This window comes from Arthrobacter ginsengisoli (assembly GCF_031456935.1).
Taxonomy (GTDB): domain Bacteria; phylum Actinomycetota; class Actinomycetes; order Actinomycetales; family Micrococcaceae; genus Arthrobacter; species Arthrobacter ginsengisoli.
This window is the reverse complement of the sequence record NZ_JAVDVQ010000013.1, coordinates 1-21,381: the sequence shown is the minus strand read 5'-3', so window position 1 is coordinate 21,381 and position 21,381 is coordinate 1. Positions and strand designations below refer to the sequence as shown.

At 61.7% G+C, this 21,381-nt stretch carries 25 protein-coding genes; 8 read left to right on the top strand and 17 right to left on the bottom strand.

The genetic code is table 11. The features are described from left to right. Nucleotides 1–36 precede the first annotated feature (36 nt). Both J2X01_RS14720 and J2X01_RS14715 read left to right on the top strand, forming a co-directional pair. Complete coding sequence (locus tag J2X01_RS14720; protein WP_310058843.1) at nucleotides 37–1,623, top strand: APC family permease; 1,587 nt, start codon at nucleotides 37–39, stop codon at nucleotides 1,621–1,623. Nucleotides 1,624–1,809: 186 nt separating this feature from the next. Then, a complete protein-coding gene (locus J2X01_RS14715; protein WP_310058841.1) occupies nucleotides 1,810–2,409 on the top strand; it encodes a TetR/AcrR family transcriptional regulator in 600 nt (199 codons plus the stop codon). A gap of 609 nt (nucleotides 2,410–3,018) precedes the next feature. On the opposite strand, the gene J2X01_RS22045 is transcribed toward J2X01_RS14715, so the two are convergent. The 3 genes from J2X01_RS22045 to J2X01_RS14705 all read right to left on the bottom strand — a co-directional run bounded on the left by J2X01_RS22045 (nucleotide 3,019) and on the right by J2X01_RS14705 (nucleotide 4,418). Then, nucleotides 3,019–3,162, bottom strand: a complete 144-nt coding sequence (locus J2X01_RS22045; protein ID WP_374724976.1) for a helix-turn-helix domain-containing protein — start codon at nucleotides 3,160–3,162, stop codon at nucleotides 3,019–3,021. A gap of 113 nt (nucleotides 3,163–3,275) precedes the next feature. After that, complete coding sequence (catA, locus tag J2X01_RS14710) at nucleotides 3,276–4,124, bottom strand: catechol 1,2-dioxygenase (protein WP_310058838.1); 849 nt, start codon at nucleotides 4,122–4,124, stop codon at nucleotides 3,276–3,278. Between the two features lie 51 nt (nucleotides 4,125–4,175). Then, a complete protein-coding gene (locus J2X01_RS14705) occupies nucleotides 4,176–4,418 on the bottom strand; it encodes a muconolactone Delta-isomerase family protein (RefSeq protein WP_310058835.1) in 243 nt (80 codons plus the stop codon). Nucleotides 4,419–4,926: 508 nt separating this feature from the next. Between J2X01_RS14705 and J2X01_RS14700 the strand changes: the two genes are divergently transcribed. Beyond that, entirely contained in the window at nucleotides 4,927–5,196 is a 270-nt protein-coding gene (locus J2X01_RS14700; RefSeq protein WP_310058832.1) for a hypothetical protein, read from the top strand. A gap of 59 nt (nucleotides 5,197–5,255) precedes the next feature. Here the strand turns inward: J2X01_RS14700 and J2X01_RS14695 are convergent, their stop codons facing one another. The 3 genes from J2X01_RS14695 to hpaC form a co-directional block, all read right to left on the bottom strand. Further along, a complete protein-coding gene (locus J2X01_RS14695; RefSeq protein WP_310058829.1) occupies nucleotides 5,256–6,650 on the bottom strand; it encodes an MFS transporter in 1,395 nt (464 codons plus the stop codon). A 113-nt stretch (nucleotides 6,651–6,763) separates the two neighbouring features. Further along, nucleotides 6,764–8,050 (bottom strand): amidase, encoded by a 1,287-nt coding sequence (locus J2X01_RS14690; protein WP_310059070.1) that lies wholly within the window; start codon nucleotides 8,048–8,050, stop codon nucleotides 6,764–6,766. Nucleotides 8,051–8,073: 23 nt separating this feature from the next. Next, nucleotides 8,074–8,592, bottom strand: coding sequence for a 4-hydroxyphenylacetate 3-monooxygenase, reductase component (gene hpaC / locus J2X01_RS14685; protein WP_310058826.1), 519 nt, complete (start codon nucleotides 8,590–8,592; stop codon nucleotides 8,074–8,076). 220 nt (nucleotides 8,593–8,812) lie between these two features. On the opposite strand from hpaC, the gene J2X01_RS14680 reads away from it, so the two are divergent. Further along, on the top strand, nucleotides 8,813–9,433 hold the full coding sequence (locus tag J2X01_RS14680) for a response regulator transcription factor (RefSeq protein ID WP_310058824.1): 621 nt from the start codon (nucleotides 8,813–8,815) through the stop codon (nucleotides 9,431–9,433). Between the two features lie 167 nt (nucleotides 9,434–9,600). Here J2X01_RS14680 and J2X01_RS14675 read toward each other — a convergent pair whose 3' ends face one another. Genes J2X01_RS14675 through J2X01_RS14645 form a run of 7 tightly spaced genes read right to left on the bottom strand, consistent with a single transcriptional unit; the run spans nucleotide 9,601 to nucleotide 15,266 of the window. Next, nucleotides 9,601–10,560, bottom strand: coding sequence for a PDR/VanB family oxidoreductase (locus J2X01_RS14675; RefSeq protein WP_310058818.1), 960 nt, complete (start codon nucleotides 10,558–10,560; stop codon nucleotides 9,601–9,603). A gap of 47 nt (nucleotides 10,561–10,607) precedes the next feature. Beyond that, the gene (locus J2X01_RS14670; RefSeq protein WP_310058816.1) at nucleotides 10,608–11,348 is read right to left on the bottom strand and encodes an SDR family NAD(P)-dependent oxidoreductase; all 741 of its coding nucleotides are present in this window, start codon (nucleotides 11,346–11,348) and stop codon (nucleotides 10,608–10,610) included. An 11-nt stretch (nucleotides 11,349–11,359) separates the two neighbouring features. After that, entirely contained in the window at nucleotides 11,360–11,917 is a 558-nt protein-coding gene (locus tag J2X01_RS14665; protein WP_310058814.1) for an aromatic-ring-hydroxylating dioxygenase subunit beta, read from the bottom strand. Further along, complete coding sequence (locus tag J2X01_RS14660; protein ID WP_310058812.1) at nucleotides 11,907–13,187, bottom strand: aromatic ring-hydroxylating oxygenase subunit alpha; 1,281 nt, start codon at nucleotides 13,185–13,187, stop codon at nucleotides 11,907–11,909. Before J2X01_RS14660 ends, J2X01_RS14665 begins: the two co-directional genes overlap by 11 nt. Beyond that, complete coding sequence (locus J2X01_RS14655; RefSeq protein WP_310058810.1) at nucleotides 13,184–13,720, bottom strand: nuclear transport factor 2 family protein; 537 nt, start codon at nucleotides 13,718–13,720, stop codon at nucleotides 13,184–13,186. The genes J2X01_RS14660 and J2X01_RS14655 overlap by 4 nt, the downstream gene beginning before the upstream one ends. Nucleotides 13,721–13,722: 2 nt before the next feature. Further along, nucleotides 13,723–14,103 (bottom strand): hypothetical protein, encoded by a 381-nt coding sequence (locus J2X01_RS14650; protein ID WP_310058808.1) that lies wholly within the window; start codon nucleotides 14,101–14,103, stop codon nucleotides 13,723–13,725. A 23-nt stretch (nucleotides 14,104–14,126) separates the two neighbouring features. Then, complete coding sequence (locus J2X01_RS14645; protein ID WP_310058804.1) at nucleotides 14,127–15,266, bottom strand: acyl-CoA dehydrogenase family protein; 1,140 nt, start codon at nucleotides 15,264–15,266, stop codon at nucleotides 14,127–14,129. 164 nt (nucleotides 15,267–15,430) lie between these two features. On the opposite strand from J2X01_RS14645, the gene J2X01_RS14640 reads away from it, so the two are divergent. Then, nucleotides 15,431–16,948 carry an ATP-binding protein gene (locus tag J2X01_RS14640; protein ID WP_310058801.1) on the top strand — a complete coding sequence of 506 codons (1,518 nt, stop codon included), beginning with the start codon at nucleotides 15,431–15,433 and terminating at the stop codon, nucleotides 16,946–16,948. Between the two features lie 122 nt (nucleotides 16,949–17,070). Here J2X01_RS14640 and J2X01_RS14635 read toward each other — a convergent pair whose 3' ends face one another. After that, a complete protein-coding gene (locus tag J2X01_RS14635) occupies nucleotides 17,071–17,385 on the bottom strand; it encodes a hypothetical protein (RefSeq protein ID WP_310058798.1) in 315 nt (104 codons plus the stop codon). Here J2X01_RS14635 and J2X01_RS14630 point away from each other — a divergent pair. Continuing rightward, complete coding sequence (locus J2X01_RS14630) at nucleotides 17,378–17,530, top strand: hypothetical protein (RefSeq protein WP_310058796.1); 153 nt, start codon at nucleotides 17,378–17,380, stop codon at nucleotides 17,528–17,530. The two genes, J2X01_RS14635 and J2X01_RS14630, sit on opposite strands and share 8 nt — an antisense overlap. 211 nt (nucleotides 17,531–17,741) lie before the next feature. Here J2X01_RS14630 and J2X01_RS14625 read toward each other — a convergent pair whose 3' ends face one another. Next, the gene (locus J2X01_RS14625) at nucleotides 17,742–18,434 is read right to left on the bottom strand and encodes an SRPBCC family protein (protein WP_310058793.1); all 693 of its coding nucleotides are present in this window, start codon (nucleotides 18,432–18,434) and stop codon (nucleotides 17,742–17,744) included. Beyond that, entirely contained in the window at nucleotides 18,427–19,086 is a 660-nt protein-coding gene (locus J2X01_RS14620) for a helix-turn-helix domain-containing protein (RefSeq protein ID WP_310058790.1), read from the bottom strand. Before J2X01_RS14620 ends, J2X01_RS14625 begins: the two co-directional genes overlap by 8 nt. A gap of 155 nt (nucleotides 19,087–19,241) precedes the next feature. Between J2X01_RS14620 and J2X01_RS14615 the strand changes: the two genes are divergently transcribed. Together J2X01_RS14615 and J2X01_RS14610 are read left to right on the top strand one after the other, a co-directional pair. Further along, on the top strand, nucleotides 19,242–20,219 hold the full coding sequence (locus J2X01_RS14615) for an RluA family pseudouridine synthase (RefSeq protein WP_310059067.1): 978 nt from the start codon (nucleotides 19,242–19,244) through the stop codon (nucleotides 20,217–20,219). Between the two features lie 110 nt (nucleotides 20,220–20,329). Then, nucleotides 20,330–20,956 carry a DedA family protein gene (locus J2X01_RS14610; protein WP_310058786.1) on the top strand — a complete coding sequence of 209 codons (627 nt, stop codon included), beginning with the start codon at nucleotides 20,330–20,332 and terminating at the stop codon, nucleotides 20,954–20,956. A gap of 16 nt (nucleotides 20,957–20,972) precedes the next feature. Here the strand turns inward: J2X01_RS14610 and J2X01_RS14605 are convergent, their stop codons facing one another. Further along, nucleotides 20,973–21,278, bottom strand: coding sequence for a hypothetical protein (locus J2X01_RS14605; RefSeq protein WP_310058783.1), 306 nt, complete (start codon nucleotides 21,276–21,278; stop codon nucleotides 20,973–20,975). Between the last annotated feature and the right edge of the window lie 103 nt (nucleotides 21,279–21,381).

The window sequence follows — 21,381 nt, the reverse complement described above, 5'->3', positions numbered from 1 at the left end:
ATATTTTGCAGGAAAGAAGCCATGCAGAGTCGGTCAATGGAGACCCTCTGCGTCATCACCTCAACTATTCCCCGGAGGCTGAAAATGTCCCACGAATCTCCGCAAGTCCCTGCCGTTGCCCAACCGCCGGGCTTGAGCCGGCGCACTCTTGGTGTTCCCGCTTTGGTCTTCATGACCATTGCCGCCTCGGCACCGCTCACGGTGGTCGCCGGCGGTTATCCTGCCAACTTTGCGGTTACAGGGGTGCTCGGTGTTCCCCTTTCCTTCCTTGTGCTCGGAGCCTGCCTGACCCTGTTTACCGTGGGTTATGCCGCCATGAGTTCGCGAATCCGAAATGCCGGGGCGTTCTATGCGTACATCGCCCAGGGCCTTGGCAAGAGGACCGGTGTAGGAGCTTCTTTCGTAGCCCTCACCGCGTACAATTCCATCCAAATCGCCGTCTATGGCCTCTTCGGCTTTGCTTCGGCTACGTTCATCAATGAGAAGACCGGGGCGGATGTCCCGTGGTGGGCAACTGCCGGAGTTGCCTTCTTGGTGGTCGCGTGGCTCGGCATCAACAAGGTTGATTTCTCTGTGCGGGTAGTGGCCGTGATGGTGGGATTGGAATTTCTTGCAGTCATCGTCTTCGACGTTGCCGCATTTGCTGTCCAGCCGGAAGGGGTTTCGGCGACGGGCCTCATGCCAAGCGATCTGTTTACCGCCGGAGTCGGCGCTGCCTTGGCATTCAGTATTGCCAGCTTCATGGGTTTTGAATCGGCGGCGATCTACAGCGAGGAGTCGAAAGACCCGAAACGCTCCATTGCCCGGGCAACGTATATATCTGTAGCCATTATCGCCGTCTTTTACGCATTCTCCGCTTGGGCCATGATGACCGGTACTGGCCCTGGCCAAATCGTGGCGGCGTCTAGGGAATTAGGCCCCGGGTTGCTGTTTGCTTTTCTAGGTCAAAACGTCGGGACACTCATGGCTGACCTTGCGCAGATGATGTTTCTGACGAGTCTCTTTGCGGCGCTCCTGGCATTCCACAATGCTGTGGCCCGCTACGTCTTCTCGCTGGCGAGGGAAAACGTGGTGCCTCAGCGACTGGCTTATGTGAACCCCCGCACCCATGCGCCTGTCGCCGGATCTGTTGCTCAATCCATAACCGCGCTGATCGTCATCGTGGCGTTCGCTGTTGCCGGCAATGCATCCGATCTGGGTCCGCTCTTTCCGGTTCTGACCCTTTTTACGTGGCTTTCGAACTCCGCCGCCGCCGGACTCGTTTTACTCTTGGTTCTGGTTTCGCTGGCTGTCATTGGATACTTCCGCCGCAACGACCATGAGCTTGCCCTCTGGACCACTGTCATTGCCCCGGTGCTAAGCGCGCTGGCTCTCGGAGGCGTGTTCGTGCTTATCCTGGCGAACTTCGATGTTCTTATCGGATCCTCCGGCCCATCGCCTCTGTCCTGGGTGCTGCCGGCTATCGCGATCGTCCCCGGTGCCGCCGGATTGTGGTGGGGCCATCACCTGAAAATCAAGTCTCCGGCTGTTTACGAGTACATCGGCCATGGCGGCGAAGGCACTCCGGGGGAGAACGAGTATGATCTCCAGGCGCCGGACTGCGACGAAGTTCGGGTCAATTAGCAATAAATAGCTGGACTCCTGCGCGGCATCCTCCGTCCCCTGTCATGGGACGGGGGATGCCGATCCGCATTACCCCGTTCTTCGCTTGAATGGACAGAGCCAAGGCTGCCGCCCAAGGGCGCCGGACGAGGGTGCGACTACCCTAGAGGAAGTCCAGGGAAAAGCGTCGGGTAGAGAGAGGTCTCCTTGCCGAAAATTGTCGATCATGACCAGCGGCGTGCAGATGTGGTCAGTGCCACGTGGCGGCTCATTGCCCGCGACGGCATTGAAGGCGCCACCATGCGAGAAATCGCAGCTGAGGCCGGATTCGCCAATGGTGCCCTCAAGCCCTATTTCGGCAGTAAAGAGCATCTGCTTGCTTTTGCCTTCGAGCATGTCTTTCACGAAACTAACAAAAGGATCGACACGGCCACCGGAATCAATACCGGCCTGGCCGCTCTCCGTGTGTTCTGCCACGAGGTGCTCCCGCTGGATGAAGAGAAGGAGAGCGAAGCCCGGATCGTGATCGGATTCTGGCAACGCGCCTTGGGAGATACGTCTAAGTCAGCGCTCCACGAACGGTCGATGGAACTATGGCGCGAACGAATCCTGGTCCACTTGAGGGATGCCCGGGCTGCAGGAGAGACCTTCTCGACGGTGAGCGATGAAGACTTTGCCGGAATCCTTATGAATATGCTTCTTGGGGCGCAAATCAGCGTTGCCCTCGCCCCCGGCACCAGCACTCGGCTCCAGCTCATTTCCCAGCTGGAGGCCATGTTGAATCTCCTTCAAACCCCCCAGACGTAAATCCAGCGCGGGAGCATTTCTGCTTTAAAGACTGGACGCGCCTGGCCGTGGCCCTGTACTCGGCCGAACGTTCAGGGGGCCTGCTTTGGCCGGTGGAATGGTATCGGCGGATAAGCCGACGAGTATGAAAGGCTGCCAGCAACCCGGAGACTGTGGCGAAGCCGGCTCCGAATCCTGCCAGTGGAGGACGTAGTGGCGTCAATCCAAAGCGCCGCTGCGGAACCGGCACCCGTTGCCAGTCCGGCAACGGCTCCGACAACGAGCCCAACCATGGCCATGAAGAAAATCTGGCCACCATTCATGCCCCAGGGCCCAAACTGCTCCGGATACAGGACCGCCTGAACGGTCGAAATCGCTGATATGACCGCGCTGATACACGCGCCCAGCAGTGCACCGGTCGAAACAGCCCGGACCAGGAGAGCCAGCGCCACTGTCTTTACATTTCGCACGGCTGCCGGACCCATATTCGACACCCTAGCGGAAGTTGCGATTTGTCACGTTCATGCTCCACCCTCGCGGAAAGCGAATCTGTCGATCGCACTGACCCCTCCGAGGATGGCTCGGGGCCAGCCATTGACTTCATCGACCGCGAGATGGACCTCAGCTTCGTCAATGGCGCTGAGGTCCGTTCCTTCCTGGAAGTCTTGGCGAAGCAGGCCGTTGGCCTTTTCGTCTGTTCAGCCAATGGTGGCCTGTGTGCCGGTGGATGCCGAGTAGCCGGCACGCAGCGGAATTCGAATACCCCTGTTTCATGACACGAGAGCAACACGCCGGGAAACGGTCCGGGCCTGACACGGCAATCCACCGGATGGCACCACATCCCCCATCAAGGGAACGCGTGGACGGTGCCATCCGGTGGAAAGGTGCTACTGGGCCGTTGCGAGTACGAAGTCGTACGTCACCTCTCGACCCGTACCGTCTGCCTTGTCCTGCGGGTCGAGTACCAGCTCGGGCTTCACCGCCGAAGCGATGTCATCGCCAAGGTGCTTGTCGGCCGTGAAATACAGCTGGGTCGTGATCAGCTGATGGTCGGCTGCCGCGATCTTCAGGTGCAGGTGGGCCGGCCGCCATGCATGCCATCCGGCAGCCTCAATCAACTGCCCGCAGGCACCGTCCGTAGGGATCTGATACGGCCCAGGCTGGACCGTGTGGATCCGGAAGAAACCTTCGGAGTCAGTGAGCGCCGTCGCCCGGAGGTTCCACTCGGGAATATTGGGGGCGAACTGTGAGTAGAAGCCCAGATCATCGGCGTGCCAGATTTCAATCGAGGCGCCCGCCAAGGCTGTACCCGCAACTGAAGTTACTTTGCCCTGGAAAACCAGCGGCGTCCCTGGTTCGTCCTCGCGCATCGGGAGGGTCGCAGGCGACTCGAGGACCGGCGATCCCGGGACGTAGTACGGGCCTTCAATGGTGCCCTTGCTGCCTGCCCGGCCGCTGTTGGCGACTTCTTCCACCGCGTGTTCCAGCCACACGTCCAGGAAGAGCGGCCACTCTCCGGTCTCGCCAACCTGAATGAGCCACGTTTTCAGCGCGTTGTACTCCTCGTAGGTGACCTTTTCTTCCAGAACGGTTTCAACGAGGGCGTTAATGGCACGGGAGGCGAGTCGACTGACTCGGTCGGCGCTCACTGCCAAGGCCGAGGATTTGTCAGACCGGAAGCGCTCGGTGGCCTTGGCTCCGGAATCAGCGGCCGTTGCTTCAATTTCTGCAGACATTTGATGTCCTTTCTTTGCGTTCCGCCTCCGCGTCGAAGCGGAAATGGGTGGTTAGTTTTCGGATGCTGCGAGGGAGGAAGGGTGTTGGGCCAGGGGTGTGACTTGAATGGCCAGGTAGGGGTACAGGGGCAGGCCCTGGAGAATTTCGTGCAGCTCGTCGTTGCCAGCCACATCGAAGACCGAGTAATTCGCGTACTGCCCCAAGACTCGCCAGAGGTGGCGCCCTTGGCCGTCGCGCTGCAGGGCCTGCGAGAGTGCTTTCTCGGCTGATTTGGCCGTTTCCGCGTGTGGCACGCCTCAATGTCCAGGATCAGTGGCTTGCGGCCGACTTTCAGCTTGAAGGTGGTCATCCCGTATTCACCGCGTACCCGAAGTGCTTCGTCCAGAAGCTCCGGCGCCGGCTTGAAACCGAGTATGTGGCTCACATTCATCTCCGCGGCATAGCCGCCGAGAAGCGCCGATACCGGCATGCTTGCGGCCCTGCCGATGATGCCCCAGAGGGCAATGTCCAAGCCGCCCTTGGCGGTTTGTTATGGACGGTCCTGGCGAGGATCTGGTGAATCTTGCCCGGTCCAGCGGATCCAGCGGGTCCAGGCCCACGATGGCGGGCTCGAATGCCTTGTTGATGATCGCCAGCACCGAGTCTTGTGTCTCCACATGCCCTCCCATGTGAAGTATTCTTTCCTTCCGCTCGTAAAGGCGACAGACGAAGTATCACCACGTCGAGTAAGGGTTTATCCCCTATTGGCGCAGGGACATTGCGTCGTACGGTATCTGAAATACGATGCAAAGGAGTACCTGTATGCCGCATCCCAAGAACCACGACCGGATGTTCCTGACTTGCTACACGGACACGTTCGGATACGGGTGGCACCATGTTGATCTGTTCGTGCATGACGACGCCGGTCTTGAAGTGAACTGGGTCCACTGGCAGGTGGACGAGGACGGCCCTGCCGCAGCAGATGCGGTAACTGCCAGGGTGGAACCCCAGCTGCGCCGAACATCGGACTGGAAACGCGGAGTAAGCGCCAACGGCTCCGAGTATTGGACCGCTGACGCCGCGTGGCGCTGACCGACAATGAAAGAAGGGCTCTGTTGGGAAACCAACAGAGCCCTTCTTTTCGTCGGCTTTTAGCCGAGTCGCGCGAGCTTTCCCTGCAACCGGAGGCCCGTCCTGTCCGGGTTCAGAAAAACCATTGACAGCACTCCGGCAATCAGAAGCAGCGTTCCGGCCACACCGAACGACTGGTGCACTCCGTCTGTCATATGGGCGATCATGTCGATCGTGTCTTTCTTGCCAGGCTCCGGCGTCCGATATCCGGCGGCGTCCATGAACAGGCCAACGGCTGTTGGGGAGATGATGGCGCCTATGGACGCGATGCCGCCCAGCGTCGCCATGAGCACAGGCCTCTGGCGCGGGCCGACGGCGTAGGCCATGGCACTCGGGGCCATGAGATAGATGACGCTGCAGCCGGCTGCCACTGTCAGGAGAACAACAGATGCCGCACCGGAGGTCGCCGGCAGGAGGAGAAAGCACAGACCGGCGACGGTCAGCGATGCCCCAAAGGGAATTCCGATGGACCGGTGGACGCTATGACCGCGTCGCATCAGCCAGCGGCCCAGAATTCCGAGGACAAGCAGAACAGCGGCGCCGAAGAGCCAGGGGAAAGTGAAAAAGAGGGCGACCATCTCGGGTGAGAGGTTGACGACTCCGGCAAGATACTTCGGCGACCACGTTGTCAGAAACCCTTGCGTCCAGAAGTTCGTGAAGCCCGCAAAGACGGCGACGAGGAAAGACCCGCTGAGCAGTATGGAACGCCAGGGAACGGGTTGCTGCCTGTCAAAGGCAGAGGCATCGCCTGGAGCGGAATCAACAGCTACTTCGTCAAACGAGTGGCCTGTTCCAAGGCCTGCGCTTTTCTTCCCGAACTTCGCACCATAGGGACCATCTGACCCAACAAAGAACCACACGGCGGTCCAGAGGAGCCCGACGAGGCCGAGTGCCCCAAAAGCCCACCGCCAACCGAAGTTTGCGATTATCAGTGCCAGGGCCGGAGCCGCTATAACGGGTCCGAGGGTGGAACCGATCGCGATGAGGTTGCTTGGGAGGGACCTGTCGGAAGGCTTAAACCATGAGTGTGCCGACGACAAGGACATCGCCGTCGCGGGTCCCTCGGCCCCGCCAAGGATGATTCTGGTAACCAGCAGCACTGCGGCGCCACCGCCAAAGAGCATGGGGAACTGCAGAATGGCCCAGCTCAGTCCCAGGGCGAGCAGGATCCACTTAATAGGTGCCTTGCCTGCCCAGACGCCGATTACTACCGAGGCAACAGCGTAAAGAAAGAAGAAGGCGCTTCCAATGAAGCCGAACTGAACGTTGCTGATGCCGAGTTCGGGGATGGCCTGATGGGCTACCAGGCCCAGTACAGCCTTGTCAGCGAAAGCGATTATCTGGAAGAGGACAAGCAGGCCCGTAATGATCCATGCTCGCCTGTTCATTTTGCCTACTTGTAATGCATGAGCCATAGAGCCTGTTTTGGCTGGGGCGGTAGACGTCATTTTTACCTCGCTTGTGGGGTTTCGTGGAAATTTAGGAGCGGAAATCCGTAGGGGCCTTCGCGGCCGCGGGACACAGTCAGTCAGTGGTACAGGGGCAGCGTCGCGCCCTTCTTGACACCTTTTGGACGCAAGGATTCTTCAATGCGCTGCCCGATATCAAACAGTCGGGGTTCTCGTCCGGGAGCACCGATAAGTTGCAGCCCCAGCGGCAAGCCATCGGAAGAGGAAGGTCCCGGAATTGTCAGCACTGGCAAGCCAAGCGCCTGCCAGGGGCGGCTGAGTATTGGGCTGCCGGTTGCTTCCAACCCTGCCGGAGCAGCTCCCAGTGCCGCGGGGCCCAGAACCGCGTCAAAACGTTCAAGCAGGGCGAGAACCCTCTGCCGGGACACTGCAATGAGCTCGAGGGCGGCGGTGTATTCGTGGTGGGGCAGGGAACGGCCGGAGGTGAGAAGCTCGGCGAAGGGCACACTCAATTCATGGTGGTGTGCCAACTCTTCGGCACGTGCTGCGGAGGCTTCGCTGGCCATGACCGTGGCATGCTGCTCGGCGAGGTCCCGGACCATTCCATGGTCGGACCATTCGGAGAAATGGAACCCGAGTTGCCGGCTGAGGGTCGATTCGGCGGCGATTAGTGCCGCGGACATTTCCGTGGAAACTTCGCCGAGTCCGCTTCCGTCCCAGAGCAGAAGTTCAACCGAGTCTAAAGGGCCATCGTGTTCGACTGTTTCGAATCGGCTGAGGGATTCCCACGCATACCGCAAGTCCCTAACGGTTCTGGTAATCAGTCCCAGCGAGTCAAACGAGTGGCTAAGCCCGGTTACCCCGGCAGTTGAGAATTGGTCCTTCGCGGCCACAAAGCCGGCCACGCCGCAGTAGGAGGCGGGCCGGGTAAGCGAACCCGCGGTCTGCGTCCCCAACGCCAGAGGCACCATGCCGGCGGCCACTGCGGCCGCGGAACCACTCGAGGAACCGCCGGGGGTATGCGCAGGATTCACTGGGTTGCGCGTCGGTCCCGGGGCGAAGTATCCGAATTCGGTTGTCACCGTTTTGCCCACGATGATAGCTCCGGCTTCCCTCAACAAGCGCACACAATCCGCGTCCGCCGTTGCTGGCTCGTGGCCGCGCAGAGGGCTGCCGCAGCCGGTAGGAAGACCCTTGACGTCGATCAGATCCTTGACCGCAACCGGAATCCCCCAAAGGGGTCCTTGCCGACCAGCGGTTTCAAGCGCCTCCGCCTGCGCGGCTGACCCGTCGACGTCGACTCTCACCCAGGCGTGCACCGCGGGTTCTTTCGCACGCACCCGCTCGAGGGCATCGGCGAGGACCCGGCTCGGCTTGGTCCGCCCAGCCCTGAGGTCCGAAACCATCTGAAGGAGCGCGTCCGGGGACGTCAAACAGTCACCAGCTCAGGAGTCACGGAAAGGCGATGAAACTGCCTCTTGAAGTACACGAGGCTGTCACGCTCCCCCTGGACTTCAATACGCTCGACCCGGACGAAAATTACCGAATGGGATCCTTGCACGGAGCGTTCGCTAACGCGCCCGACGATTTTGACCAATGCATCCCGGAGCACCGGCACGGATCCTGAGCTTTCCTCCCAGATATCCCAGCCAAAACGTTCCTCCATGGGCACCTTGGTGGCTCCGGAAAAGTGGCGGGCCAGTTCCTCATGTTCGCCGCTGAGGACGTTGATGCAGATTTCACCGTTACTGTTGAAAATGTCATGCGTTGCGCTGGACTGATTCACGCAGACCAGGACCGTGGGAGGGGAATCGGTTACCGAGCACACGGCACTGACGGTGATGCCTACCCGGCCGAATGGTCCGCCAGTAGTGATGACATTCACCGCCGCCGGCAAGTGCGCCATGGCAGACCGGAAGTCTTTCTGGATCTGACTGAGTTCAGGCATTTCTTCCTCCAAACGACGCGGCCCTCATTGGGCCTTCCATTAGTTCGTAATGAGAATTTAGGAGGAATTGGAGTTAATAAGTATTGCAATTTGTCCCACTGGCCGGCAGGTATCGCTTTAGCCGGGTAGGTAGCATCCTTACGGCGGCAGTATTGACTGTGCGGGCCGACCGTCGATAGCGTCGTTTAAGCCCATTTCTCTGCTCTGCAAGGTCGCCATCATGGATTTACCGGAAGCACTCGTGTACATCGTCGACGATGATCAGGAGCTATGCGATTCGTTGTCCTGGCTTCTGGAATCAGTCAACATCCGTTCCCGCATCTACAATGATGTCGCGTCATTCCTGGACAACTACGACCCTGCCGTCCCCGCGTGCCTTGTCTTGGACGTGCGGATGCCCAGGACTGGCGGATTTCAGCTGCAGGAGACGCTGAACAGCATCTCCTCTCCGCTGCCTATCATTTTTGTTTCGGCACACGGCGACATCCGGATGTCCGTCAAAGCCCTCCAACAGGGCGCTGTGAACTTCCTCGAGAAGCCGTACGACCCCCAGCACATGCTGGACGTTGTCCAAGAGACACTCGAGCTGGCCCGTCAGCGCTTTGCAGCAGACCGAAGCCGCCGGGAAATTGAGGAGCGCATTGCGGGTCTGACCCCGCGCGAACGGCAGATCCTGGCCCTCGTCATTGACGGGCTGCCAAGTCAGAACATCGCACGGAAGCTGGGAACCAGCGTCAAGACAATTGACGTTCACCGGACCAGGATCAAGGCGAAGACGGGCGCCGACAGCATTGCCACCCTCGTCCGCGACATCCTTCAACATCACGTGTCAGTTCTTTGAAGATCCCGGATGACCGGGCGGAGCCAGTAAAGCAGTGAAGTCTTCCCCGCCGCGGCGGGGAAGACTTCACTGCGGTGCATGCTGAACAGGCGCTGATGGCTGCAGGTCAGTTCCCAGGAACAACACTCCTTGGAACGGGGAGGCGGGCCGATTCTAGGTGCCGTCAGTCAGAAGAGCTCCAGCGTCAGCCGGGGAGATTTGGCTCGGGACACACATGCGGCGATCTGGTCGTTGGCTTTCTTTTCGCTGTTTGACATGCACTGGTCCCGGTGGTCGGGCTGGCCGCCCAGAACGCCCATGATGCACGTGCCGCAGATTCCTTCTTTGCATGAGGTGTCTACTTCGATGCCGTTGTCGGCAAGGACCTGAACGATGGATTTTCCGACGGGCACTTCGTAGACTTCGTCGTCCAGTTCGACTTCAAACGGGGTGTCACTGTCTGTGTCGGTTGCCTCGCCGGCCTGGAAATGCTCGATGTGGACGTTGTCCTCGGCAATGACGGCGGAGGCAATTTCTTTCACCCGCTCCATAAAGCCCTGCGGTCCACAGGTATACACATGAGACGAGCTAGTGAGTGGCGCCAGAACACTGCCGAGGACTGCTGGTTGTTCGTCTCGGGCAAGGCCGAAATGAAAGAAGACGCGATCGCCGAAACCGCTTCGGTCCTTGAGCAGGTCGCAGAATGCCGCCTCCTCCCGAGATCGGGCGAAGTAGTGCAACTCGAACTCTTCGTCGATCCTGTGAAGGTGATAGGCGATGCTGATCATCGGCGTCACCCCGATTCCCGCCGCCACCAGGACGTGCTGGTCCGCCCCTGGTGCCACGGACAGCAGGTTTCGAGGCGTGCTGATTTCCAGTTGATGGCCTACTTCCACCTGATCGTGCAGCGCGGCCGAGCCGCCTCGTGATGCCGCCTCGAGCTTGACCGCGACAACATAGTCGTCGGGATCATCGGGCGGGCTGCAAAGCGAGTACTGGCGCAATACGGCTGTCGGGCCGACGATGTCGATGTGGGCGCCGGCCGGATAGGGACCGAACGGTGCCCCATCCGCACGCTTGAGGCGGAAGGACTTGATGTTGCTGGTTTCCTCCAGCACTTCGGCTACGCGTACTTTGAACATACCCATGGGGCAACGCTCCTTTCCTTTTCTGTTGGTGACGTGCTGGCCGGCGGCTAACGCATGTAGAGTCCGCCGTTGATGTCCCAGCAGGCCCCGGTGACCGATGACGCACCTTGGGAGGCGAGCAGCGCGACTGTGTCGGCAATAAACTCGGCATCCCCCAACCGCCCAACCGGAATGGTTGCCTTTATGGTGTCCAGTTTCTGGGGATCAACGGTTTCGTAGACGACGGGAAGATCCAGCGGTCCGGGCGAAACGGCATTGACGGTCACACCGGAGGATGCAAACTCCCGGGCGAAGACCTTGGTCAGCGTGGACACGCCACCCTTCGATGCGGCGTAGTGGGCGCCAGTGGCAGTCCCGCCGTTGTGTCCTGCGAGCGAGTGGATGTTGATAATGCGGCCGTAGCCGCGTTCCCGAAAATGTGGGCCAAATACCTGGCAGCCCAGGAAAGTTCCCCTGAGGTTGATATCCACGTTTTCGGTAAACTCTTCCGGAGTGATTTCCAGAACAGGTGCAACCTTGGAACGCCCGGCATTATTGACCAGGACGTCAGTGCCGCCCCATTTTTCCCCGAGAGCATCACGGACAGCTTCGAAATCTGTCTTGCTGCGGATATCGAGTGCACCTGCCCAGGCGGTCTCCCCGGAGGGGTCAAGGGCGTTGGCAAGCGGATTGACGGAGGCTGCAGTGGTGCCCGTGATGGCGACGCGGAATCCTTCCTTGTGGAGTTTGCGGGCGATGACTTCACCTAGCCCGCGGGCTGCGCCGGTGACGAGTGCGACTTTATTCATGGTCGAAGTCCTTAGAGCAGGAAGCCGGAGGCGTTCACGGCGGCGTCGGCGTTGACAAGACGAATGAGCTTGAGCTCGATCCGGGCGTCGTTACCGTTGAACCGGATGCGGTGGGTGAGATCGGCGCCAAGTACCTGGAATTTTTCACGTTTGAAGCCCACCAAGACCTGCGCGGACCGCAGCGTGACCGTTTCAGCTGTCTGCTCCTCCACGGTAAACCGTGAAATGGTCCGGGTGGTGCGGGCCGCAGCCACCGCCGACATGGAGTATCCCTGAACCAGGCGCGTGATGCGCATGTGCCTCATCCTGGCATCGTCATAGACCATGTTTAGTGATGATTCGAAGTCATCCGTGTCCGGATCGACAGGGATGACGTACTTCGCGTCTTCCGTGTAGAGGGTCTGCCAGGCCTCGTATGCCTTGTCATCGAGGAGCCTGGCTTCGTGCCAGACCAATTCGATGGCGCGCCCCACCAGGGGATCGGCAAGCTTGCCCAGGCCTAGGTCGTAAGGTTCCTGTGCGGGGCGGTTATCAATACCCGTACCCTCTTCGATGGTCTCAGTTGTCATCGTTCATCATCCTTTTCCACATTGCGTATGACTCGCGCATGCCTGTTTCGTCCGTGACATGCGATGTTTTCCACCCCTCATCGGCGGCCACCTCCCGGCCAAGGCCGCGGTTGACCAGGATGGGCATCTCGGGGTTGGCTACAGCTCCGCGCTGGACCCGGTCCCATGCTTCCGAATCGTCCGATGTGCCGAACCCGAAGGGTCCTTGGAAGTGTTCGTGGATGCGCAGGCGTTCCCGGTTGACACTCTCCGGTCCGCCGTCGAGGCCCAGCGCCATGTGCTGGATTTCGGTTTCGTTCACGGAGATCGGCCGCAGAACGCGGAAGAAGGACATTGACAGTGACAGGTTCGGGAACAGATTCAGGTTGTATCCCGCGCCGTGCATTGATCGGACGATGCGGCGCACCTGCTCTGGCGGCATCGTTTCGGAGAGTTCGTCGATGATGGGACGGAACCTCTCTTGGAGTTCTTCCGTGCCGTCGTCATCTTCCAGATCCACGTGCTCGGGGACCATGATGGCAACGCTGTGTCCATTGCCGAGTGCGTGGGTCACGGCTTCCTCGTCCGTCATGAAGGACAACATGTCTGCCGTTTCGGCGTCCACCGAGGCCATCCAGGAGCGGTGCACGATCGGGAAGTGGTAACCGTCGGTGGTGTTTTCCAGCTGGATTTTCCAGTTTCCGTCAAAGCGGAACTTGTGCTCGCCCTGGACCTTGACTGGGAAGCCGGCCCCCTGCTTCATGAAGCGATCGATCCATAGCTTTGCATCGCCAAGAAAGTCCGCCAGCGGTTCGATGTCCGTCCTAAAGGTGGCGAAGATGAGGCCGTTATAGCTTTCGACGCGAAGCCGCTGTAGGGGCAGGTCACGCTTCTCGGCAACGCCCTCGTAGCCGTCGGGATACGGGATGCCGCGCAGGTTCCCTTCGAGGGAGTATGACCAGGAATGGTAGGGGCAGGTGAAGCCATTGGCCTTGCCTTTGGGCACTTCGCAGACGCTCGCTCCCCGGTGCCGGCACCGGTTCAGGAGGACATTGAAGTTTCCCTTCCGGTCGCGGTTGACGATCACCGGCTGCAGGCCGATGTGAGACATCTTGAAGCTCCCGGCGTCGGGAATCTCGCTCTCGTGTGCAACCCACACCCAGGTGCTGTAGAAGATCTTCTCCATCTCCCAGTCAAAAATCTCGGGGTCGGTGTAGAGCCTGGCCGCGACGCGGTCCTCGGCTGCCAGTGATGCGAAATCGCTGGCCCGGTCTGAAGTTGGGGCGGTCATCGGTACTCCTTAGGGTTTTGCAGGTCGGGTGTTGCTGGTTCAGTGATGTGGGCGCTGGACGGGGTTCGGGAGAACAGCTGTTCTGTCCGGAAATGGCTGATGGCGGCGTTGCCGTTCCGTATGTCAAAGTCGACGATTAGCCGGGCAAGTATCAGGTCCTGGTCGCCGTCCCGGTACTCGGAGAGCTGTTGCATGATCCAGCTCCCAGCAGCCGTTTCTCCGGCGACAGTGATGTGGCCTTCGCCCAGGAGATGGATGTTCCGCCGAAAGTGCGGTGAAGGGGGGAGGTATGAGCACAACATGGCAAGGATGGCTTCCTTGCCTTCGATCCGGCCGAACTTGCCGCTGTACGCCGGACCGGTTCCCTCCCAAATGGCGTTATCGGAAAAAAGTGATGCCAGGGCCTCCGGTGCAAAGGCGGCCCGAGGGACATCGCAGAGGTCCATATAGCGGCTCATGGTGCGGCGGACTGCCCCTGTGGCTTCGACAGCTGTGAGGCGCAGTGCCAGCTCCGACGTCGAGATACGTGCCATCGTCAGCCCGCAGCCACTGGGACGTCGTCCCGGATGATCAGGGCGCGCCCGATCCTCGCCTCGATCTTGGCGTAGTGCCACAAAGCGTGCTCTCCCACCATGGTGGTGCGGAACAGATTGCACGCTGCCTTGACCGTTTCCTGGCGGTCGACATCGGCCAGGATGTAGCAGGTCCACGGCCAACCATCGGAGGGACCGACCACGTGTGAGTCGTCATCCATGTTTCCGATGACATTGACGCCGTCCATCTGGCCCATTTCGGACATCATGCCCGAGAAGGCGGTCCAGACGGCGCCGATGCCGCTCTTGGGCAAATCGAAAAAGTTCTGGTTGATGCCGATGCAGAACAGTACGCGCAGTGGTTCTGATGGGTTTGTAGTCACGTTGTCTCCTTGTTGCTGCAGAATCAGATGAAGGCCGGGATGGACGGTGGAATGTCCATAAGGACCGCGCCTGCCCCGTCGTAGATGCCGTCGCCCAGGAAGGCGTGCTGGGTCACGACGGAGGCGTCCCTGAGGTAGCGCTGCATGGGGTTGGCATCGTAGATGGCGGCGGTCCCCGAGAGGGTGTAGGCGGCCTGCACGGCTGCGGCGCCGACCTTGGCGACATGAGTCGACGCCAGGCGCAGGAGCGCCTTCTGCTTGTCCGTCGGGCTGTCGCCGGACTCGACCGTGGCATAGACCTCGTCGGAAATCTCGTAGAAGAAGGCCCTGGCAGAGAGCAGCGCAGCTTCCGCCTTGGCGATGTCAATCCGGTAGTAGGCGCGATCGGCGAGCTTCGGCGCGCCCGTGATCCCCGTGCGTCCACTGCCGGCGCCGATTGCGTAATCCAGGGCGGCGCGGCCGGTGCCGAGATTCACGGCCGCGAGCACCTGGGCGGCATATGCAATAGCGGGATAGCGGTACAGGGGTTCGTCGACCGTGGGCTCCCCACCGCGGATGAAGGTCCACTCGTCGGGAACAAATTGACCGTGAACCCGCAGATCGTTGCTGCCGGTGCCCTGCAATCCGACCACGTCCCAGTTTTCTACGATCTCAACCTGTTCCGGCCTCAAAAGCGCCGTGAGTGGCTTGCCTTGGGTTCCCTCACCGCCGGCGAGCCCCACACCAATGAGGTCAGCCCCCCGGCATCCGCTGGAGAACTTCCACTCGCCTGCAACATTCCAGCCTCCGTCAACGCGCTCAGCCTTCTGCACGGGGAAGAGCCCGCCGGCAAACACGACGTCGGGGCCTCCGCTATAGAGAGCGGCCTGGGTCTCCAGCGGCAAGGCTGCGAGATAGACGGCTGAACCGAAGCTCGCCACCCAGCCCGCCGAGGCGTCAACCTGAGAGATGCGTTCTACGATGCGCAGGAATTCCGACGGCGGCAAAGCATCGCCGCCGAAACGCCGCGGGGTCGCGGCGCGGTACACGCCGGCCTTCTTGAACGCCTCAATAACATCCATCGGGACTGACTTTTGGGCACTGAACTCTTCGCGACGGCGCTCGACTGTAAGCAGCACTTCATCCAGAGTGATCGGTGATGCGGCATCCAGGACATTTGTCATGTTGGGCTCCCACGGGTTGGTCGTCGTCGTTGTCTGTTTCCAAAGCTATGGCCCGGTTAGGAACGCAACAATTGGTGATTCACTCCCTAGGCCAGCGAAAAAACCTGCCTGGCCTAAGGAATTCACCTATGTCGGTCCGGATTCTGTGCGCAGTAGGATCTGGTGTGTCTACTTCCCTGCCGATGCCCGGCGATGAACGCGAACAGCAGTTCCCGAGTCCCTCGGATTTCGCCCGTCTCGTGCAGTCCCTCACCCATTGCATCCTCATCCATGACGCCGCCACGAAGGACATCCTGTGGGCCAACCAGGCGGCGTGCGACATGCTCGGCTTCACGTTGTCCGAGTTGAAACCGCTGAAGGCACCAGACATGAGCAGCGCCGACCCGCGCTTCCGGCGGTCAGCCGGCGTCCAGTGGCTTCAGGATGCCGCAGACCACGGCACCAGCCGTACCGAATGGATGTATCGCTCCAAGAGCGGGCGGGATTTTCTCACCGAGGCCATTGCGGTGAGGGTCGACCTCGCAGACCGCCCCATAGTTATGGTGCAGTTCCGCGATATCGAAAAGGAGGAATCCCTCAAATCCGACCTCCAACGCACGGAAGGGCGGCTGCAGGCCTTCCTGAGTCACATGGCGGAGGGGATCCTCGTCATGGATGCCGAATCGGTCGTCAGCTATGCCAGTTCGGCCGCTTCGGACCAGCTCCGCCTCAGCACCGCCGAGCTGGTCGGGACCAGATTTCTGGAGCTCTGCTCCCCCGGCTCGAAGCAGGCGCTTGAAAAGGCCCTTGCCACGCCCCAGCCGGACGGATCTTCCACGAGCATCCGCCTGGAGCTGTCCCGACCCGACAAAACCACGGTGTGGGTGGGAGCCAGTTGCCAGCATCTCGAGCTGGAGCATGATCTCAAAGGGACACTTGTACTCCTACATGACATCACCGACCAGGTGGCCGCGGAGGAACAACACCGTCGGGACCTCGAGCACCTCAACTATCTTGGCCGCTACAACGCCATGGGCGACATGGCCATGGCCATCGCCCACGAGTTGGGACAGCCCTTGGCCGCCGCCACCAACTTCGTTGACGGTGTGTCCCGACGGCTGCGCAATCCGGACACTGCGGTTCAAGACCTGGAGTACGGTCTGGAAAACGCCAAAAAACAAATAAACCGCGCCAACCAGATCGTATCCAGCCTTCGCGCCTTCGTTGTCCAACTTGAACAATCCGAACAGATCGTCGACCTGAACGAAATCGTCGAGGACTGCCTGTACTTCATTCAGCTCCGTGGCCAGCAGCATGAAACGGAAATTCAGGTGGTCAAGAGCGATACGCCCATCTGGATCCGCTGCGAAAAGATATTAACCGGACAGGTGATCCTGAATTTGTGTCACAACGCCATCGACGAGATGTCCACATGGCCACGGCGCGAGCGTCATGTCACTATCACCACCTTCGCCACCGCGGAATCAGGCGTGTTCCGCGTCGCTGACCGCGGTAAGGGCATCGCACATATCCCGGACGGGAGAATTTTCGACGGCGTGTTCACTTCCAAAGCCACCGGCAGCGGCATAGGTCTGGCCCTTAGCCACCGGATCATCACACGCCAGCATGGCCGGCTTTGGGCCGAAGAGAATGAGTCCAGGGGTGCCTCGTTCACTTTTGAGCTTCCATTGGCCAATGAATAAAAACACCTGATATGTAGTTCACTATTTCGCATGGCCGTTCAGGCTTTCGCGCCGTCGGGAGAGGCCAAAATGGGCTGCTTCTCGAAATCAAAGATGACCGCGGCGTCCATGAAACAAGGCCATTACGACGGACCAACGGGTCTTGCCGGAGGGTCGCTACGGCGCGCGGGGTCACCCGTGACTGGATGGCTCCGCTGTGGCTTCATCGACGCGTCCGGCATGTCGGAGGGTAAGCGGTTAATCGGGCCGTAGGTTTTCACGGCACCCTCGTTGGAGGATTTCAGCCCCTGCCGCAGGGCATCAATCTCTGCGGTGTCGTTCCGGTTTCCCGTTTCGGCGCCCAGGGCGGCCGGAACAGCGCCGAGGTCGTCGGCGGTGAGCGGCAGCGTTTCCGCCCCGTAGAAGCCACGGGAGACATGGAGCTCGCGGATGCTCATCGAAATACTTCTTCAGGCGGGTGATGGTGCCGTCATCTGGCCGGTACTGACGGTCTTCCACAACGTCGACGCGGCTTCCTGCCCTGGCTCCGTGCGCCGGAAGACCAGCAAGGTCCGTCATGGCGTCGGTGCCCGCCGCCTGTGACCCGGTGGAGAGCCGAGCGCCACGGACCTGAGGATGAAGTGGTTGTGGAACGAGTGGCCGGACGGGTTATGGCGTGAATGCCCTCGCGACGCCCGCGGTTCCTTGGGACGCGAAAAATGCCTGGCGACACCGAAATTCGGTGGCGCCAGGCATTTGAGTGTCGCCAGACAGTTGGTGGGTCGCAGCGGCCCCGCGTCGCGGTGCGGACCGGCTAGGCGTAAACCTTCGCCAGGAAGCCGCCCCAGGCCTCGGCCGTGGATGCGGGATCCCCGCTGCCGCTGAAGTCGTGGACTGTCATGCCGACTGTGGCGCCGAAGGCATTGCGGCCGAAGAACCGGTACAGCGTGTCGGCCGTGCGCAAGCCGAGGAAGTTTTCGTTGGCGAAGTCCACTTCACCCGAGAGCTTCCCGACGCCGTCGAGCTCCAGTTCCACGGTGCTGCCCGGCGTCATCCCGTCGACGCCCAGCGCCTTCTTGAGCCGGACAAAGCCGTCAGGCGTCGCCGAGGCGGCAGGGGCCTGGACGTCGGTAAAGACCACCGGCTTGCCGTCAAAGTATTTCAGGTACTGGCCGAGGGTGTGCAGGTAGAACTCGGTGTGCTTGCTGGCGCCGTCATACTGCTGGTCCCAGTTCTCGGCGAAAATTCCGCTGTGGACGTAGTGCAGCCGGGCGCGGCCGCCGTCGAGCGGTTCCAGCACGTGCTCCAGCTGGTTGAACCAGCCGTCCGGACCGTCCATCCGGGACACCAGATGGCTGGGGTAGTCTTCCACTGTCCGGACGGCGGGCCACTGGTCCGTGGGGAACATCCACGCGGGGGTGCCGGTGGTGACCGCCTCCCAGATGCGTTCCGGGGTGGCGGGCAGCTCGGTGTCCACGGTGATTTCAAAGTTCCGCTTGTCAGTCATTGTCCTGCTCCTTAGCTGAGGGGTTGGTGGATGGAGCCGTTGGCGGTGTCTTGAGCGAAGGGTGGAGTGCGACAACGAGGCGGTGTTTGCGCCCGGTGCCAGCGGTGGCGCCGGGCTCCGTGGCTCCCGGTCCGCCATCGTGGTATTTGTCCACGAGCCGGGTCACGGCGACGCCGAGTTCTTCGGCGAAGGCGGCCCGGTCCGCGGCTGTGCGGAACGTGACCTCACCGTCGATCGCGAAGGTGGCAAGCTTCTGCTGGGCCGCGGCCGCTCCGGCGATCAGCCGGCCCATTTCCTGGACCATCCGGCTGGCGAGCGCCAGCAGCCAGAAGGCCGAAAAGCGGTCCGAAAACCTGTGGGGATCCGGGGCCACGGAAGCCAGCGCCGCCGGGGAGATCAGGTAGGAAGCCGCACGCGCCTGCAGAATTCGCTCTGTGACATTGCCCTTGCGGCGCTCCTCCACAAGTTCCACCAGCCCGTGCCGTTCCAGGGCCTTGAGGTGGTAGTTCACCTTCTGCCGGGTAAGGCCGACTTTCGCCGCAAGCTGCGTGGCAGACCCGGGCTGGGCCAGTTCCAGCAGGATGCGCGTCCGGATGGGGTCCAGGGACGCCTCCGCCGCGGCCGGGTCTTCGATCACTTCGATGTCCAACATGCATCCAGTCTGGCGTCCGACAGTTTTATTTGTCAAGAACTTTTTTTCTGTCGGTTGCGGTCCCTCGCCGCAGTAGCCGCTGGCGCGCGCCCGGCCGACCCAGTGCCCGGCCGGCGCGCGCTCGGCCGCGCCGTGCAAAGTAGAATGGACCGGTGATGCAATCCCCTCTGCCCGTGCGCGACGGCGTCAACGCGACCCGTCTCCGCCTCCCGGACGAGGGCCCGTGGGACACCGCGATGGACTACATGATGCACCGCTGGGGCCATATCGACCCGCAGGGGATCGAGGACCGCTTCGACGCCGGCGAGATCGTGGGCGAGGCCGGCATTCCCCTGGACCGCGCCACGCCGCTGCGGAACCATACCTTCATCTGGTACTACCGCACGCTGCCGCCGGAGACCCGGATCCCGGTCGAGCTGAACATCCTGCACCAGGACGACCACCTCCTCGTGGTGGACAAACCGCACTTCCTGCCCACCACGCCCGGCGGCACCTACATCCAGGAGTCCGCGCTGGTGCGGCTGCGGAACCGGCTGGACCTGCCGGACCTTATTCCGATGCACCGGCTGGACCGCATGACCGCCGGAATCCTGCTGCTTTCCACGAATCCGGAGACCCGGGGCAAGTACCAGGTGCTCTTCGAGAAGCGCCAGGTCCAGAAGGAATACGAGTGTGTCGCGGCGGCCGAACCGGCTCCCGGGCACCCCGCCGTCGACTACCCCGCGGTGGTCCGGAACCGGATGACCAAGTCGCGCAGCTACCTGCTTGCCGAGGTGGTCGACGGCGAACCCAACGCCGAGACCCGGATCGAGCGGCTGCGGACCTTTGACGGCCCCGGCTCAGAACCGCCCGGCGCCGAGGTCGCCTGCAACGCCGCCGACGGCGCCGCCGGGCGCCGTGCGCTGTACCGGCTGGAACCGCACTCGGGCAAGACCCACCAGCTTCGCGTGCACATGGCCTCGCTGGGGCTGGGAATCGTCAACGATGCCTTCTACCCCGAGCTGCTGGACAAGGCGCCGGACGATTACGCCAAGCCGCTCCAGCTCCTCGCCCGCGGGATCCGCTTCGTGGACCCCATCACCGGCAAGCGGGTGGAACACCGCAGCGGGCTGGAGCTCAGCGAGGCCCGCTAGCGCCGGAGACCTGCCGGGTCCCCAGACCTGCCGCGCCCCCGAGGGAAGCGCCCCGGGCACGTCCGCCGACACGGGAAGGTACCGGGCCGGAAGTGCGGTACCTTGTGCCCATGGACTTCGGCAGCGCGGACAGCTGGGGGAACACGATCTATTTCTGGATCATCCCGATTGTCATGGGCGACGCCATTTTCCCGCCCGTTCCGTCCGAAATGGTCGTTATCACCGGCGGCGCACTGTCCGCCGCCGGGCGCGCCAACGCCCTCCTGGTGGTGCTCGTCGCGGCGGCCGCGTCCTGGCTCGGCGACATCCTGGTGTTCCAGCTCTTCAAGCGGCGCTTGAGCCATGTCCTGGACCGCTGGCGGTGGGGCCGCTCGTTCCACCGGGCCGTGCATACAGCGATCGCGAAGGCCGGCAGGTCAACCACCTACGGGGCGATCATCGGCATCCGCTTCATCCCCGGGGGACGCCTGGCGACGACTGCAGCGGCCGGCATCGCCAACGTCTCCACCCGCGGCTTCAGCCTCTGCGCCGCACTCGGCGGCCTTCTCTGGGCCGTCTGGTCCGTGGGTCTCGGCTATGTCACCGGCGCAGCCACCGGACTGCCGTTCTGGGCGAGTTCACTGATCGGCGTCGGCGTCGGCCTCGTAATCGGCGCCGGCGTTGGCGTGATTGTCACGCGGCGGCGCGGCAACCGCTCCCCGGTCGTGGACGATCCCGACGTGGAACTGGACTTCTGAGGCCAGGCCCCGGCGCCTACACCGGCGCCCAGCGGCCGCGGTTGCGGCGGAGCACCATCAGGTTTCCAGTCACGGCGACGCGTTCGACGGCGTCCCGCATCATCGCTGCCGACTCCAGCGCCTGGCTGTTCTCGCCGCTGTAGGAGGTGGGCTCCACGAGGAAGCGCAGGTTCAATTGCGGAACCCCGCCTGCCAGGTCGAGCTGGTTCGCCTCGACGTGATGCCGCGTCGCCAGCGCCTCGACGGCGGCAGCCATCACGGCCTCCGGCGGGTTGCCCGGCTTGAGCCCGGTGATTTTCAGTCTGGTCTGGAACGACGGCATGCGGTCAAGCCTAGATGAGTAAGTCCTATTGCTGGGAACGGGCGTGGAGGCTTTTAAAGTAAGGCGGAGAGTGTTAAGCCGGGTTTGTGAACACTCAACTAAA